General features: G+C 62.1%; 17 protein-coding genes and 1 tRNA gene. 14 read left to right on the top strand and 4 right to left on the bottom strand.

Annotated elements, in window-relative coordinates:
- Window positions 1–324: 324 nt before the first annotated feature.
- Both KKP04_RS09525 and KKP04_RS09520 read right to left on the bottom strand, forming a co-directional pair.
- Window positions 325–401: transfer RNA gene (locus KKP04_RS09525), tRNA-His, on the bottom strand.
- Between the two features lie 325 nt (window positions 402–726).
- Window positions 727–1107 (bottom strand): phasin family protein, encoded by a 381-nt coding sequence (locus KKP04_RS09520; protein ID WP_215029984.1) that lies wholly within the window; start codon window positions 1105–1107, stop codon window positions 727–729.
- 385 nt (window positions 1108–1492) lie between these two features.
- On the opposite strand from KKP04_RS09520, the gene KKP04_RS09515 reads away from it, so the two are divergent.
- The 6 genes from KKP04_RS09515 to KKP04_RS09490 all read left to right on the top strand — a co-directional run bounded on the left by KKP04_RS09515 (window position 1493) and on the right by KKP04_RS09490 (window position 7456).
- On the top strand, window positions 1493–2344 hold the full coding sequence (locus KKP04_RS09515; protein ID WP_215029982.1) for a hypothetical protein: 852 nt from the start codon (window positions 1493–1495) through the stop codon (window positions 2342–2344).
- A gap of 85 nt (window positions 2345–2429) precedes the next feature.
- Entirely contained in the window at window positions 2430–3185 is a 756-nt protein-coding gene (locus KKP04_RS09510) for an ABC transporter ATP-binding protein (protein WP_215029980.1), read from the top strand.
- Window positions 3178–3924, top strand: a complete 747-nt coding sequence (locus KKP04_RS09505) for an ABC transporter ATP-binding protein (RefSeq protein ID WP_215029977.1) — start codon at window positions 3178–3180, stop codon at window positions 3922–3924. The genes KKP04_RS09510 and KKP04_RS09505 overlap by 8 nt, the downstream gene beginning before the upstream one ends.
- Window positions 3925–3962: 38 nt before the next feature.
- Window positions 3963–5168, top strand: a complete 1206-nt coding sequence (locus KKP04_RS09500) for an ABC transporter substrate-binding protein (RefSeq protein WP_215029974.1) — start codon at window positions 3963–3965, stop codon at window positions 5166–5168.
- 88 nt (window positions 5169–5256) lie between these two features.
- Window positions 5257–6375, top strand: coding sequence for a branched-chain amino acid ABC transporter permease (locus KKP04_RS09495; protein WP_371818759.1), 1119 nt, complete (start codon window positions 5257–5259; stop codon window positions 6373–6375).
- A gap of 31 nt (window positions 6376–6406) precedes the next feature.
- Window positions 6407–7456: a branched-chain amino acid ABC transporter permease gene (locus KKP04_RS09490; protein ID WP_215029968.1), complete on the top strand. Its 1050-nt coding sequence runs from the start codon at window positions 6407–6409 to the stop codon at window positions 7454–7456.
- 201 nt (window positions 7457–7657) lie between these two features.
- Here the strand turns inward: KKP04_RS09490 and KKP04_RS09485 are convergent, their stop codons facing one another.
- Complete coding sequence (locus KKP04_RS09485) at window positions 7658–7819, bottom strand: hypothetical protein (protein ID WP_215029963.1); 162 nt, start codon at window positions 7817–7819, stop codon at window positions 7658–7660.
- A gap of 427 nt (window positions 7820–8246) precedes the next feature.
- On the opposite strand from KKP04_RS09485, the gene KKP04_RS09480 reads away from it, so the two are divergent.
- The 3 genes from KKP04_RS09480 to KKP04_RS09470 all read left to right on the top strand — a co-directional run bounded on the left by KKP04_RS09480 (window position 8247) and on the right by KKP04_RS09470 (window position 11567).
- Window positions 8247–9533 carry a hemolysin family protein gene (locus tag KKP04_RS09480; protein WP_215029959.1) on the top strand — a complete coding sequence of 429 codons (1287 nt, stop codon included), beginning with the start codon at window positions 8247–8249 and terminating at the stop codon, window positions 9531–9533.
- A gap of 33 nt (window positions 9534–9566) precedes the next feature.
- Window positions 9567–10436 (top strand): NAD(P)-dependent oxidoreductase, encoded by an 870-nt coding sequence (locus KKP04_RS09475; RefSeq protein ID WP_215029956.1) that lies wholly within the window; start codon window positions 9567–9569, stop codon window positions 10434–10436.
- A 204-nt stretch (window positions 10437–10640) separates the two neighbouring features.
- On the top strand, window positions 10641–11567 hold the full coding sequence (locus tag KKP04_RS09470; protein ID WP_215029953.1) for a hypothetical protein: 927 nt from the start codon (window positions 10641–10643) through the stop codon (window positions 11565–11567).
- A gap of 211 nt (window positions 11568–11778) precedes the next feature.
- Here KKP04_RS09470 and KKP04_RS09465 read toward each other — a convergent pair whose 3' ends face one another.
- Window positions 11779–12384 carry a hypothetical protein gene (locus tag KKP04_RS09465; RefSeq protein WP_215029950.1) on the bottom strand — a complete coding sequence of 202 codons (606 nt, stop codon included), beginning with the start codon at window positions 12382–12384 and terminating at the stop codon, window positions 11779–11781.
- Between the two features lie 113 nt (window positions 12385–12497).
- On the opposite strand from KKP04_RS09465, the gene KKP04_RS09460 reads away from it, so the two are divergent.
- From KKP04_RS09460 to KKP04_RS09440, 5 genes are all read left to right on the top strand, one after another.
- Window positions 12498–12908 (top strand): PaaI family thioesterase, encoded by a 411-nt coding sequence (locus KKP04_RS09460; RefSeq protein ID WP_215030274.1) that lies wholly within the window; start codon window positions 12498–12500, stop codon window positions 12906–12908.
- A gap of 189 nt (window positions 12909–13097) precedes the next feature.
- Window positions 13098–13565 carry a 50S ribosomal protein L13 gene (rplM, locus tag KKP04_RS09455; RefSeq protein ID WP_215029947.1) on the top strand — a complete coding sequence of 156 codons (468 nt, stop codon included), beginning with the start codon at window positions 13098–13100 and terminating at the stop codon, window positions 13563–13565.
- Entirely contained in the window at window positions 13565–14062 is a 498-nt protein-coding gene (gene rpsI, locus KKP04_RS09450) for a 30S ribosomal protein S9 (RefSeq protein ID WP_251134015.1), read from the top strand. Before rplM ends, rpsI begins: the two co-directional genes overlap by 1 nt.
- 161 nt (window positions 14063–14223) lie before the next feature.
- Window positions 14224–15279, top strand: coding sequence for an N-acetyl-gamma-glutamyl-phosphate reductase (gene argC, locus KKP04_RS09445; protein WP_215029944.1), 1056 nt, complete (start codon window positions 14224–14226; stop codon window positions 15277–15279).
- 139 nt (window positions 15280–15418) lie between these two features.
- The gene (locus tag KKP04_RS09440; RefSeq protein ID WP_215029941.1) at window positions 15419–15871 is read left to right on the top strand and encodes a hypothetical protein; all 453 of its coding nucleotides are present in this window, start codon (window positions 15419–15421) and stop codon (window positions 15869–15871) included.
- Window positions 15872–15875: the final 4 nt, after the last annotated feature.

The following is a 15875-nucleotide window of genomic DNA, read 5'->3' as shown; positions in this document are numbered from 1 at the left end:
GCGCGTTCATGTCGTGTGCCGAACACGCCGTGACCATCATCAATCGTGACGACAACGCCGGAGGGCGGTGATGCGTCCGGCATGAACAGGTGCACGATTCTGGCCGGGTCTGCGGCGGAGTTTTGGCGGCGGGCGGCGCAATCCGACGACTTGAAGCGCTATCACAACCCGCGCTTCGGTTTTTCCTTCGACCAACCCGGCTGGTTCACGGCGGCGGGATCAATTCGAGGCGAAGGCAAGCGGACCAGCGGCACGCGGGAGTTTCGTTCCGACCAGAGGGTGAGTTGCTTGCAAGCTCAGGCCGCTCTGGCCCCTTGATTTGAATGGTACCGCTGGCCCGGCTCGAACGGGCGACCCCCAGATCCACAATCTGGTGCTCTAACCAACTGAGCTACAGCGGCGAAGGAGAGAGCAATAAACAGCGTTTCTTCGCGGAATTCAAGGCGTCATTTTGGGTTTTCGCTGCGAAAGATGCGCCGCCTCAAACCACGGCAGCGATGGAAAAAATTGCGGCGGGGAAAGGGCGGCCCTTGTCGCGCAGGGAAGTTTTGCCGAAGAAATCCTCCGTGCGCATGGAGAAGTCTCGACACCAGAATTTCGTCGCAGGTGAAATCGGGCCGAACGCGCAAATCGTCACCGACTGGAGACCCCCCTATTTCACGGGGAGCCTCCACAACGGCTTGTCGCGTTCCCGAAGCGGAACCGTGTCCGCATCGCTCGGATAGTCTAGTACTGGTTGGTCGGGTTGACCTTCTGCGCCGACTGCGCGACGAGACGCGTCAATTCCTGAGCCTGCTGCGCATAAGCTTCCATTTGCTGGCGGGCAAACTGATTCTGAATTTCGATCGCTTCCTTCAGGTCTTTTGCCTGCAAGAGACGCTGCGCCAGCTCGAACTGCGCCTGAAGATTGGATTCCGTATACTTGACAGCCTTCTCGTTGAGTTCGCGCGCGCCGGTGGCGAACACGTCCGAAGACTTCAACACGACATCGTTCGCCTGGCGGGCGGCTTCGATGAAGCGGTTATAGGCTTCGCGGGCCTGGTCGACGCTCTTGGAAGCAATCTCGCGGACGGAAGAAGGAATTTCAAAATCGAGGGGCTGGTTCATGGCGGTTCTCCTGGCGGAAGGCTCGGGTCCGGGGCTTCGGGCAGCGAGTCATCTTCGCTGTGTCTTATATAGATGGAGATTTGGTGCGTTGCAATGCAGATTTTGTGCACCGCACCATTTTTCGCCTCTTCCCTGGTTTCAATGCGGCAGTTCGCCTCGAAAGCCGGCCAGAATGGTCTTCCGCGCGCTTGCTTTTTGCGGCGAACACGTTCCATGTTGCGTATCCCGAGTCTGGTTGTACTGCTTCAGCACAACTCGGCAGGAAACTCGCGCCTTGGCAAAAAGCCCGCATACAACAAGAACCGGTCGACCTTCCCTGCCGGACCTCCTCTTTTCTCCCCGAGCGGCCTTCATATGGAATGGCGCGCGGAATACGGTCGCCTGGATGAACCCGGCCGCGCGGGCGTCGTTCGAACTTCGCGCCGAGGATTTCACCGAGGCGCTTCCCAAGCGCTTCGTTCGCCAGCTCACGCGACTGACCGAGGGCGACGCAGCGGGCAGCATCACCCTCAAGCTCGGCGTCAGGCCGCCGCTCGACTGCTTCGCTGAAGTTCTTCATCTTGCCGATGGCCAGAAGGGCCTCATCGTCGCCGAGACGGACGAGAATTTCTGCCCGCCGGTGGCTCTCACCACGCCGAAGCCCTCAAGAAGGCGGGCGGGGCGCAAGAAAAGCCTCGCGAAGACCGGCGCGCCGCCGCCCGCGCCTTCGCTTACCGAAGCCGAGATGACCGCTTTCACTGCGCTCGGGCGCAAGATGAAGCGATTGTGCGCCGAAAAGAGACGCCCCGCAGAGCCGACGATCGAACCGCCCCTCCGCGCCGAACCGCCCGCTTCTCCCCCGACCGCCGAAAGCCTTCTGCAAGTTTTCGATCTCGTCCTGTTCCTCGGCCGCGACCTCGATATTGTTCGCGTCTCGGGCCGCGCCGCGCGGTTCGGCTGGAAAAAGGCCGAGCTTCACGCCATGCCCGTTCTCGATCTCCTCGCCGATGTGGACCGCGCCATTCTGCGCCGCATGTCAAAACGCCTCGCCTCGCCCCGCACCCGCACCGCCAGCGATACGCTGTGGATCGCCACCGGAGAGGGACCGACGCTCGCCAGCCGCGCCGCGCTCTGCCGCTGGCCGGGCGAACGCACCGCCTATGCGCTGTTGCTCCTTGCGCTCGATCCGCCGCAGCGGCTGAAGCGTTCGCGCGCACGAACGGCGCCGATCCCGCTCGCGTCCCGCCGCGCCGCTTGAGCCCGCGTCATACCGCCGCGACTATCGTCGGGGATGACATAAACGCATAGCCGATGCACCTTCCCTGCATGCAAGGGAGGGGACGATGGCCGACGACATCGTTTTGCAGACAGCGGGCCTGACGAAGGAATTTCGCGGCTTCGTCGCCGTGAACGACGTCGATCTCAAGGTTCGGCGCGGCACCATTCATGCCCTCATCGGACCCAACGGCGCGGGCAAGACGACCTGCTTCAACCTCCTCACGAAATTCCTGACGCCGACGCGCGGCACGATCCTCTACAAGGGCGCGGACATCACGAAGACGCCGCCCGCCGACGTGGCGCGCAAGGGGCTCGTGCGATCCTTCCAGATCTCGGCGGTTTTTCCACACCTTACTGCGCTCGAAAATGTGCGCATCGCACTGCAACGAAAACGCGGCGACAGTTTCGATTTCTGGCGCTCCGAAGCCACGTTGCGCGACCTCGACGACCGCGCGCTCGACCTGCTTGAGGCGGTGGGGCTCGGCGATTTCGCCGCGACGCTCGCGGGCGAACTGTCCTACGGACGCAAGCGCTCGCTCGAAATCGCGACAACGCTCGCCCTCGACCCCGAATTGATGCTCCTCGACGAGCCGATGGCGGGGATGGCGCATGAGGATGTCGGCCGTATCGCGGCGCTGATCGCGAAGGTGGCCGAAAGCCGAACCATCCTCATGGTGGAGCACAATCTTTCCGTCGTGGCCGACCTGTCCGACGTCATTACCGTGCTTGCGCGCGGCCGCGTGCTGGCGGAGGGCGACTACGCCACCGTGTCGAAAGATGAGCGCGTCATCGAAGCCTATATCGGGGTGGGACATGCCTGAACGGGGTTTGGCCGAAGCGAGGGCGATCCGGCAGGCGGTCGCGCCCGTGCTCTCCGTGAGCGGCCTCGAAGCGTGGTATGGCGAAAGCCACGTGCTGCACGGCATGACTTTCGACCTTCGTCCGGGCGAGGTGGTCACGCTTCTCGGCCGCAATGGCGCGGGCAAGACGACGACGCTGCGCGCGATCATGGGCCTTCTCGCGAAGCGGCGCGGTTCCGTCGAATTCGACGGCGCGGAAACCATCGCCCTGCCTTCGCGCAGCATCGCACGGCTCGGCATGGGCTATGTGCCCGAGGAACGCGGCATCTTCGCCAGTCTCTCGGTCGAAGAAAATTTCATGCTGCCTCCCGTGGTGAAGCCGGGCGGGCTTGCGGTCGAACGCATCTACGAGATGTTTCCGAACCTGCGCGAGCGGCGGAAAAGCCAGGGAACCAAACTTTCGGGCGGCGAACAGCAGATGCTCGCCATCGCCCGCATTCTCCGTACGGGCGCGCGCACGCTGCTTCTCGACGAACCGACCGAGGGCCTCGCCCCTGTCATCGTGCAGCAGATTGGCCGCACGATCCGTGAGCTGAAGAAGGACCGGTTCAACATCGTGCTGGTCGAGCAAAATTTTCACTTCGCCGCGACCGTTGCCGACCGCCATTTCGTGGTCGAGCAAGGCAAGGTCGTGGACATGATTCCGAACGCCGAACTGGACGCGAACATGAACAAGCTTCACGCCTATTTGGGCGTGTGAGAAAGCCTTGTGTGAGGCAAACTGGGAGGTGTCTCAAAATGAAACTCAAATTATTGATGGTGGCGGCGAGCGCATTACTCGCGACTTGTTCCGTGGCAAACGCGGAGATCAGCGTCAAGATCGGGGTGTTGACGGACAAGTCCGGCACATATTCCGATCTGGCGGGGCAGGGGTCCGTTGTGGCCGCTGAACTGGCGATCGAGGACTTCAAGAAGATCGGGCAAGGCGTGAAGGCGGATGTGATCTCGGCGGATCACCAGAACAAGGGCGACATCGCTTCGAATATCGCGCGCCAATGGTATGACACTGAAGGCGTAGACATGGTCGCCGACCTTGTCACGTCGACGACCGCTTTGGCCGTGAGCGAAATCACGCGCGAGAAGAACAAGATCGCGATGGTTTCGGGCGCTGCTTCGTCGGACCTCACCGGCCCGAAATGCAACGCCAATACATTGCACTGGACTTACGACACCTGGCAGCTTGCGAACGGAACCGGCAGCTCTCTCGTTAAGACCGGCGGCGATACCTGGTTCTTTCTCACCGCCGACTATGCGTTCGGTCATGCGCTGGAGCGCGATACAGGCGCCGCGGTGAAGGCGGCCAACGGCAAGGTGCTTGGCTCCGTTCGTCATCCTTTCCCGGCCCAGGACTTTTCCTCGTTCCTGCTTCAGGCTCAGGGCTCTGGAGCCAAGGTTATCGGGCTCGCTAATGCCGGTTCGGACACCATAAACTCGATCAAGCAGGCCTCGGAGTTCGGCATTACGCAAGCCGGCCAAAATCTGGCAGGCCTCCTTGTCTTCCTTTCGGACGTGCATGCCCTCGGCCTGAATACGGCGCAAGGTCTTGTCGTAACGACATCTTTCTACTGGGATACCAACGACGAGACGCGCGCCTGGTCAAAGCGTTTCGGCGAACGCATGGGCGGCAAGATGCCTACGATGGTCCACGCGGGTGTCTACTCCAGCGTTTTGCATTACCTCAAGGCCGTCGCCGAGCTGAAGGACAAGGACACCGCAAAGGTCGTCGCAAAGATGAAGGAAATGCCGACGGACGATCCGGTGTTCGGCAAGGGCACATTGCGCGCCGATGGCCGCAAGATCCACCCCTCCTATCTTGTGCAGGTGAAGAAGCCGGAGGAGTCGAAGGGCCCTTACGATTACTACAAGATCCTTGCGACGACACCGGCTGAACAAGCCTTTCGCCCCCTCAAGGACGGCGGTTGCCCTCTGGTAAAGACAAACTAGTCCGCAGAGTGCAGGGCGGACCTCCATCGGCCCTGCACTGTCGCTCCATCGATTCTGAGGCGTCATACAGCCCGGAGGACACCCCTTGATTTTCGATCTTCTCGGCATCGCGCCTCAGGCGCTTTTCGGGCAGCTTCTCCTTGGGCTGATCAACGGCTCGTTCTATGCACTGTTGAGCCTTGGGCTCGCGGTGATCTTCGGCCTTCTCAACATCATCAATTTCGCCCATGGCGCGCAATACATGCTGGGCGCGTTCGCGGCGTATCTGTTGCTGAACAACCCGCTCTATTCCATCGGCTACTGGCCAGCGCTGATCCTGGCGCCGCTGATCGTGGGCGGCCTCGGCATTCTGCTTGAGCGAAACCTCATCTCGCAGTTGAACGTGCGCTCCAAGTTGCGCCCGCTGATCTTCATCGCAAGTTTCATCGCGATCTTTTTCGCGCTCGCGGCCTCGCATCTGTCTAGCGGCGCGGTGCCGGACCTCGTTTCGCTCGCCGGTTACACGCTCGACCCGGCGGCCGCCTACGGCATTGCGGCCATCGGCGCGCTGCTCTTCACCTCGTTCCTCTCCGCAACGAACATGCTGAAAGCGCCGGATTCCGATCAGAACACCGATCACCTTTACGGCCTGCTGCTTACCTTCGGCCTCGCCATCATCATACAAGGGCTGTTCGTGAACCAGTATGGTTCGTCGGGCCTGCCCTACACGATCCCGGACGAACTCAGGGGCGGCCAGAACCTCGGCTTCATGTTCCTGCCCATCTATCGCGGCTGGGTCATCGTGGCCTCGCTCTTCGTCTGTATCTCTACGTGGCTCATCATCGAGAAGACGAAGCTCGGCGCCTATTTGCGCGCGGCGACGGAGAACCCGACGCTTCTGTCGGCCTTCGGCGTGAACGTCCCGCGCCTCGTCACCTTAACCTACGGGTTCGGCGTGGCACTGGCGGGCCTCGCGGGTGTGCTCGCCGCGCCGATCTACTCGGTGAATCCCAACATGGGCGCGGATCTCATCATCGTGGTGTTCGCTGTCGTCGTGATCGGCGGCATGGGCTCGATCCTCGGCGCCATCGTGACGGGCTTCATGCTCGGCATCGTTGAGGGGCTGACGAAGGTTTTCTACCCCGAAGCGGCCTCCGTGGCGATCTTCGTCATCATGGCCATCGTGCTGATGATAAAGCCCGCCGGACTGTTCGGGAGGACCGCCTAGTGCAGCGAATTTTACGGAATCGGACCGCTAGATGACTCTCGACCAACCGCGCATCATCGCCTCGCAGGCGATCCGGCCGTTCACGGCGTCACCCTCGTTCCTGCACGCGACGCTGTTCGCGGGGCTGGCGGCGCTGCTGGCGATCCTGCCTGCGCTCGGCCTTTACCCGTTCGTGCTCTCGCAACTGCTGTGCTTCGCGCTGTTCGCCTGCGCTTTCAACATGCTGCTCGGCTTCGTCGGCCTTCTCTCCTTCGGCCACGCGATGTTCTTCGGCATGGCGTCCTATGTCGCGGCCCATACGGCAAAAAGCGGCCTTGCCGCCCTGCCTCTCTGGCTGCCGGGCGTCGGGCGCTTCGACATCCCCGTGGGGCTGCCGCCCTTCGCGCCGGAACTCGCGATCCTGACAGGGGCGGCCGTGGCGGCGGTGCTCGGTCTGCTCGTCGGCTCGCTCGCCATCAGGCGGCAGGGCATCTACTTCGCCATGGTCACGCTGGCGCTCGCGCAGATGATCTACTTCTTCTCGGTGCAAGCCCCGTTCACGGGCGGCGAGGACGGCATTCAGGGTGTGCCGCGCGGCTATTTCCTCGGCTTCATCGACCTTCGCAACGACACGACACTTTATTATGTGGTCGCCGCGATCTTCTTTGCGGGCTTCCTGCTGATCTACCGCATCATCCATTCGCCGTTCGGGCAGGTGTTGAAGGCCATCCGCGATAACGAGCCGCGCGCGATCTCTCTCGGCTACCGCACGCAGCGCTACAAGCTGATGGTGTTCGTGCTTTCAGCGGCGCTTGCCGGGCTGGCGGGCGGCATGAAGGCCATCGTTTCGCAGATCGCCACGCTTACGGACGTCCACTGGACCATGTCCGGCGAGGTGGTGCTGATGACGCTCGTCGGCGGCATGGGAACGATTTTCGGCCCCGTGGTCGGCGCGACGATCATCATCGTGATCCAGACCTATCTCAACAATCTCGGCGCGTGGGTGACGATCGTGCAGGGGACGATCTTCGTCATCTGCGTGATGCTGTTCCGCGAGGGGATCGTCGGCAGGTTGAGCCGCTGGATCAAGCGCCCGCTTTGACGTTCGATTCGCCCGAATCTGCCGGTCGAACGTGCGGCGAGCGACGGCGAAATCTCGCGCTGGACGAATGCGTTAACCCTCCGTTAGCGCCCGTTAACCTTTTGTTAAGCCCGCGCAATGACGATAGAATCACGCTATACTGAACATCAGTGCTTCACGATTTCAGCCTATAACGGCCAAGTCGCAGGCACACTGTGAGTGTTAGCGCAGTGTGTTGCGTCCACGACGGCGAAAGCCGTCGTCGAGTGCCGCGCGGGCATGCCGTTTCGCGCGGGCGAAGGCGTCGGCGGCGAAGCGCTTCCGGCGTATCAATGCCCGCACAGCCCCATCCAGCGCGGAAAGCTTGAGCGTGAGGAGGCTCATTACGTCTGATCCGGGCTTTCTCCTCGATGAACAGAGCCCAAGGCGACAGTCGGAGGACCGATGCTGAAAGCAGCTCTCGCAGGTCTCTTACGGTACCGTTCGCAACAGATTTCAGGTGGTGGAGTACGCATGCGGTGCATAATCCTTCCCGAGAGCGATATTTTCCGAATGCATCAACATCTCTATCCTCCGAGTGAGCGGAGGTAGTCTCGGCCTTCGGGCGGCCCTCCGAGCCAAAATGCTTCCTGCGAGATGCATGCGGAAGGCAGTTCCGCCCATGATGATGGAAGCCGGGTTCAGCCCGGTTTCCTCCCGATTATTACCCTCGTCGGCTCCTATGCGGAAATTTGGCGCTGACCCCACATTTTAGTACGGTTGTCGCGAACACTCGCTATAACAATCCGAGAAACCGACACCCCACACATCGATGCCCTGGCCCGAACTCCTCGTTATTGCCTCCCTCGTTTTGCTGAACGCCTTTCTGGTGGCGGCTGAACTCGCAATCGTGTCGTCCCGTCCCGTCCGGCTCCAGAAGTTTGTCTCCGACGGAAGGCGCGGCGCGGTCGCCGCAGCCTCGCTCAACGCCGATCCCGGCCGCTTTCTCCCCGCCGTCCAGATCGGCATCACTTTCGTTGCCATCATCTCCGGTGCCTACGGCGAACAGGCACTCGCGCCGAGCCTCACCGCCGCGCTCGAAGAAGTCGGTTGGTTCGGCGCATGGGCCGGGTGGATCGCTTCGATCTTCGTCGTCGTCACGATCTCTTACTTCTCCCTCGTGATCGGCGAACTCGTGCCGAAAAGGCTCGCCCTCGCCAACCGCGAAGTCATCGCCTGCGTCGTCGCGCCGACCTTGAATGTCTGGGCCACCATTTCGACCCCGATCTCGTTCTTCCTTCGCCTCTCGACGGATGCGGTGCTCCGGCTCGCCGGCCCGATGAAGGCAGAGCCGGAAGTCACCGAGGAAGAAGTGAAGTCCATGATCGCCGAGGGCACCGAGGCCGGTGTGTTCGAAAAAGCCGAGCGGGAAATCATCGAGCGCGTGTTGAGCGTCGCCGATCGCTCGGTTCGCTCGATCATGGTGCCCCGGCGCGACATCATCTGGCTGGACGTCGACGACAGCGAAGACGCGATTTTCAACGACATCTTCGCAAGCGGTCATTCGCGTTTTCCCGTTTGTCGTGGCGACGTCGACGAGACGTTCGGGGTCATCCATACAAAAACGCTGCTCGAACAGTGTCGCAGCTGCGGCAGGATCGATCTCGAAGCGGCGATCAAGGCACCGCTCTATGTTCACGAAAGCACGAACGTGCTGAAGCTGCTTGAGATGTTCAAGAACACGCTCGTTCACATGGCAATCGTGCTCGACGAACATGGCACCGTGCAGGGGATCGTGACCCCCGCCGACATCCTGGCGGGGATCGCGGGCGAACTGCCGGAAGAAGAGGCCGACATAGGGCCTTCCGCCGTTCAACGCGAAGACGGCTCCTGGCTGCTCGACGCGCAGATGCCCGTCTTCGAGGTGGAGCGCCTGCTCGACGTCAACGGCATGGCGGTGGACGACGCCGAATATACGACGCTTGCGGGCTTCGTGCTCGCTCAACTCGGGCACATCCCGGCGACGGGCGAGACATTCCGCTGGCGCTCATGGGTGTTCGAGGTCATCGACCTCGACGGCCGGCGAATCGACAAGGTGCTCGCGTTCCGTCCCGTGTAAGCTCGCGTCACCGACTGAAGAAGGAGTGCGCTCGTGAGCAAGGTTGCATTCATCGGACTTGGCGTCATGGGCTATCCCATGGCCGGGCATATCGCGAAGCGCGGCCACGACGTAACGGTGTTCAACCGCACGGCGGCGAAGGCGGAAAAATGGGTGGCCGAGTTCGGCGGCGACCATGCGCCGACGCCCGCATCGGCCGCCAGAGAAGCGGATTTTGTCTTCTCCTGCGTCGGTAACGACGACGACCTGCGCGAGGTGACGACAGCCGCGGATGGCGCTTTCGGGGCCCTGAAGCCGGGCGCCATCTTCATCGACAACACGACCGATTCAGCCGATGTCGCGCGCGAGCTTTACGCGGCTGCGAAGGCGCGCGGCGCGCACTTCCTCGACGCTCCGGTTTCCGGCGGGCAGGCGGGCGCGGAGAACGGCACGCTGACGGTGATGGTCGGCGGCGACGCGGATGCCTTCGCCAGCGCGGAACCGGTCATCGCTTCCTATGCCCGCGCCGTGAAGCATATGGGTCCGGCGGGTGCGGGCCAGCTCACCAAGATGGTCAACCAGATCTGCATCGCGGGCGTGGTTCAGGGGCTCGCCGAAGGCATTCACTTCGCACAAAAGGCGGGGCTCGACGTGGCCGCCGTGATCGACACGATCTCAAAGGGCGCGGCGCAGTCGTGGCAGATGGAAAACCGCTGGAAGACGATGGACGAGGGCGAATTCGACTTCGGCTTCGCGGTCGACTGGATGCGGAAGGATCTCGCCATCTGTCTCGACGAGGCCCGCAAGAATGACGCGCAGCTGCCGCTTGCCGCGCTTGTCGATCAGTTTTACTCCGAGATACAGGCGATGGGCGGCAGGCGCTGGGACACGTCGAGCCTGATCGCGCGGCTGAACCGGAAATAATCGCGCGTCCCATAGGCGATACAATCTGCAGTTTTACGGCAAGTCATCACCTACCTTTAATTGTTATTTGGTGTTCCAGAAGCAACAGTCGCTTCCTCATGACACGCTCTTGACCGATATCAACAAGAGCGGCAAAGGCGGCGCCTTGTTACTCGATAGCTGCCGTGTGTAAATTTTCCCGGGCTTGGGTCGGGGCATTTCTGCATGCGTATTGGGCACATTTTTTCCATCGGCGCATCTTGCGCGCTTGTCGGACTTGGCGGTTGCACCACGGTGCCTGCTCTCAGCCCGATCAATGGCACCGAGGCGCGCGAAGACGGCAGTATTCCGATCAACGAAGTCGTGAAGCGCGTCAAATGCGAAATTTACGACGCAACGCGCGACATTCCCAAAGAATACGCCTGGTTCCAGACCTGGGGCGCGAATGTCGACCTCGACCTGATCGCCAATGAATCGTCATCAATCACACCTTCGGTCGCCGCGCTCGACCCGTTTACGCCCTTCAGATCCGCCACGCTCGGCACCTTCTCCCGGGGATTTTCACTTGGTCTCGGCGGCGGCGTAACCACGACCGCCTCGCGGACCGAGAGCGTAAGCTTCTCCATGAACTTCACGGAGTTGCACGAGCAACTCAACCCTGCGAGCAGGGTCCACCGACGTGACGCGTTCGACAACTGCAATCTTCCCAAGGGACGCGATTTGAACAGCGATCTCGGGCTTCGGCAATGGATCAAATCGGTGCTTGGTCCGCTGGAAGGCGGCAACCGTGCCCTGCTGTCGCCGCAGCCGAAGCAGAGCACGCGACCCGCAGCGCCGCCGGCTTTCACGTGCCGTCAAAGGGCAGGTGTGCCATCGGCGGACTGTGAAGCTCCGCTCAAGTCGATCACGCATTCGATCGAGTTCACCGTCGTGAAGAGCGCAAACATCAGTCCGAGCTGGACATTGGTCCACTTCAAGGGCCACACAGGCAACGGCTCCATGGCGGGCGCGGGTCGAACCGACACGCACCGGCTCAAGATCACGCTCGGTCCGTCCAACGAAACGCGCACTAACGCGAGCACGCAGCAAAGCTTGCGCGAGATTGCACCGGCCATCTCGAACGCTGTCGGCCAGTCGCTGAACGCACGCTGAACTTCTGCTAGAGCCTGCATTCGTGAAGTTCGAGGGCGTGGCGCAAGCCATCGCTGCCATAGGCGCGGTCGGCGAGCAGGATCGCGCCGGGCTTGACCTCGTCTGTCCTCCGCCGAGCGGCCATCATGCGCCTTGTCCATCACGAGCATGTCACGTCTGGCTCACCGATGTGATGACCAAGGTCGGCGCCCCGCGCACGCCGACGGCGGGGTCAATTCACGCCGAGCTTCACTGTCGCCTCGATCTGAGGCTTCATCTCACGCACGATGGCGACGTTTTGCGGAGGAGGCTCCTTCGCGAGTTCCTCGCCCGCCTTGTCGAGATTGTCCTTGAGCTTCGCTTTCTGCTTCTCGTTCAGGAGACCTAGCTTCTCAAGCTCCTTCAGGGCTTTTTCCTTGTGCTTGTCGAGCGTATCGCGCGCCACGCCCCGCGATGGCCCAACCGTGAGATGCAGATAAGCCTGAGCGATGGCGCGGCCCGTGTCTGCCCAATCGGCCACATCCGTGAAGCCGTACCTGCCGGCGATGGCCTTCGCTTCGGTCTTGAGCCTGGATTTTCTTACCGCCTTGACGACGGCGCCGATGGGATTTTTCGAGGCGTCCTGATCCGCGCTCGCCTGAACGCCCTCGACGATCGCGATGGCGCGCATCTCGGTGAAGGAATCGAGGAAGCGAGACACGCTTTCGCGCGTGAGTCCGCCATCCTTCGCGGCTGCCGATCCGATTGTCGGACTGACAGTCGCCGCGAGTGCCATTAGAATGACACCCATCAATTTCTGCAGATCGAATTTCAGAAAACCGTTCACGCCCAGATCCATGTTCTTCCGCCCCCCGGCTTGACGCACACACTTGTGATCCCGCGAAATCTTGGTGAAATAACGGAGATGCCATCTTGGACGCCCACGATAGCGCGAAGCTGATCCCGCCGAAGATGACGGCGGCCGATGTGAACGCCTTTCTCGTGCAGGTCTTCCCGCAGGTCGCCATGGGGCGCTCGTACAAGGTCGAGGAAACCCGGCACGGCTTCGCGCGCATGCGCATGGTTTACGGCGACCACTTGCTGCGGCCGGGCGGCACGATTTCGGGCCCCGCGATGTTCACGCTTGCGGATGTGGCAATGTATGCAGCCGTGCTCGCCTCAATCGGCCCGGTGGCGCTCGCGGTGACGACGAGCCTCACGATCAACTTTCTTCGGAAGCCCGAACCGCGCGACATGATCGGCGAGGCGCGCATCCTGAAGCTCGGCAAGCGGCTCGCGGTCGGCGAGATCGCGCTCCATTCCGAGGGCGAGAGCGAGCTTGCCGCGCATGCGACGGCGACCTATTCCGTGCCGCCACATTGAGGTATCATGACACCATATGAAGCGGTATCATAATACCAATAGCGCAATCCACTGTTTTTGCTAAACTATTGTCCGTGGCGCGGTGGGTTTGTGCTGTTGACACGGGGTGTCGCGTCGATTATCTGTTGTCATCAATCGGGCCATGCGGCCCCTTTTTTATTGGAGCCCGGCCCGTCCGGACATTCTCTCATGGCAACCTTTTCCGCTAAACCATCCGATATCGAGAAGAAGTGGATTCTGATCGATGCCGAGGGCCTCGTGGTCGGCCGCCTGGCGACGATCATCGCGAACCGCCTGCGCGGCAAGCACAAGCCCACCTTCACGCCGCATATGGACGATGGCGACAACATCATCGTCATCAACGCCGCGAAGGTCGTCTTCACCGGCAACAAGCTGCACGACAAGATCTACTACCGCCACACGAACCATCCCGGCGGTATCAAGGAACGGCGCCCGTTCGAAGTGCTCGGTAGCAAGTTTCCCGGCCGCGTCCTCGAAAAGGCCGTGGAGCGCATGGTTCCGCGCGGGCCCCTCGGCCGTCAGCAGATGACGAACCTGCGCATCTATCCGGGTCCGGAGCATCCGCACGCGGCGCAAAATCCTGAGACGCTCGATGTCCGGGCTCTGAACTCCAAGAACGTGGCGAGGGCCCGCTGATGTCTGAGACAAGCGCAAAGACCTTTTCCGGTCTCGACAAGGGCGCTGCCGCGGCCGCTCCCGTCGCCGACGACCGCTCGCGTCCGGTTCACGTGCAGAAGCTCGACGCTCACGGCCGCGCCTACGCGACCGGCAAGCGCAAGAACGCCGTCGCCCGCGTCTGGGTGAAGCCCGGCGTCGGCAAGATCGTGGTCAACGACAAGGACCATGAGGCTTATTTCGCGCGCCCGGTCCTTCAGATGATCCTGAAGCAGCCGCTCGTGACCGCCAACCGCCTCAGCCAATACGACATCTACGCGACTGTCGCCGGCGGCGGCCTGTCGGGTCAGGCGGGCGCTGTGCGTCACGGCCTGTCGAAGGCGCTCACCTATTACGAGCCGGAGCTTCGCACGATCCTCAAGAAGGAAGGCTTCCTCACCCGCGACAGCCGCGTGGTGGAACGCAAGAAGTACGGCAAGGCGAAGGCCCGCCGCAGCTTCCAGTTCTCGAAGCGCTAACAGCAATTCCAGAAAATGGCGGGAGCGCTTCGGGCGCTCTCATCGATTTCCTGTCGATCGACCCGCCTTCCGGTGTTACACCGAAAGGCGGGTTTTTTATTGCGATGCCAGCAGCACCTCATCGGGCGATGGAGGTGAGCGAGTCCGCAAAGAGGCTTGATATGCCAAATACCACGGGCAAGAAAATCAAAATCGGCGTGATCGGCGCGAGCGGCTACACGGGCGCGGATCTCATTCGCCTCGCCGCCTGCCATCCGGGCATCGAAATCGCGGCGCTCGCGGCGAACACGCACGCGGGAAAGCCGCTCGCGGATGTCTTCCCGCATCTCGGCTTTGTGGATGCGCCTCCGCTCGTCAAGGCGGAGGAGGTCGACTGGTCGAGCCTCGACGCCGTTTTCTGCGGCCTCCCGCACGGCACCGCGCAGGACATCATCGCCACACTGCCTGAAAGCGTGAAGGTGATCGACATGTCCGCCGACTTCCGGCTGAAGGACACGTCCACCTACGCACAATGGTACGGCCGCGAGCACGCCGCGCCGCATCTCCTCGAAGGTGCCGCCTACGGGTTGACCGAGCACAATCGCGAGGCGATCCGGGCCGCGCGCCTCGTTGCGTGCCCCGGCTGCTATCCGACCGCAACGCTGCTCGCGCTGCTGCCGCTCGTCGCCGCGAGGCTGATCGATGCCTCCGACATCATTGTCGACGCGAAATCGGGCGTGTCCGGCGCGGGCCGCTCCCTGAAGCAGAACATCCTGTTCTCGGAGGCGGGCGAAGGGCTTTCGCCCTATGCGATCGCGAGCCACCGTCACGCGCCGGAAATCGAACAGGAAATCTCGAAGGCGGCGGGCGCGAACGTGTTCGTGAATTTCACGCCGCATCTCGTGCCGATGAGCCGGGGCGAACTCGTCACCTGCTATGTGCGGCTCGCGAGCGGTCATAACGCAGCCGATCTAGCCGCCGCGCTGGCCGAGCGCTACGCCGGCGAGCCTTTCGTCAAGCTCGCGCCCAAGGGCACGCTGCCATCCACGCAGTTCGTGCGCGGATCGAATTTCTGCATGATGGGCGTCTATGCCGACCGCATTCCCGGCCGGGCCATCGTCGTCTCCGCCATCGACAATCTCGTCAAGGGGTCGGCCGGACAGGCGGTGCAGAACTTCAACATCATGTTCGGCTTCGAGGAAACGTCGGGCATCGGCCAGCAACCGCTGTTCCCGTGATCCGCCGGAACCGTGCATCGAAAACACATCAGGGTAAAAAATCCTATGTGTACCGAAATGACATAAACTCGTGCCGGGCGGTGTTGTATAAGCCGTTATCTCACGAATCCAGACTATCGTTCGGCATCAGAGGACAACCATGGTCCGAAACGTTCTCATCGCCGCCTTGGCCATCGGGCTGGCGGGCCTTGCCTATCAATATCAGCAGGTTGACGCCTCGGCCGACCAACAGGCGAAGCTCGTGATCGAAACACGGGACAAGGCCGAAAAGGAATTGCAAGCCCTGCGGGACAAGCTCGCGACGGAAGAACGCGCGCGGCAGGTCGTGGAAAAGGACGCGAAAGCCGTCTCGGCGAAGCTCGCGGAAGAACAGACCTCGCGGGACGCCGCCGAGCACGCCGCCAAAGACGCCCAGGCAAAGCTGGCGGAGCTTCAGAGCGCGCTCGATGCAGCCCAGCAGGAGGCGCGGCAGGCTCACGAGTCGCTCGACAGGGTTCAGCGCGAGAAGGAAAACGCCGAGCTGACCGCCAAGCAGGCGCTTGAAACGCTCGCCCGCGAGAAGAAGCCCGCGGCGACCGCGCCGCGCGGCTGAGGTT

Source organism: Rhodomicrobium sp. Az07, from assembly GCF_018619475.1.
GTDB lineage: Bacteria > Pseudomonadota > Alphaproteobacteria > Rhizobiales > Rhodomicrobiaceae > Rhodomicrobium.
Note: the sequence above shows the minus strand (reverse complement) of the source record. Positions and strands in the feature narration are given on the sequence as shown.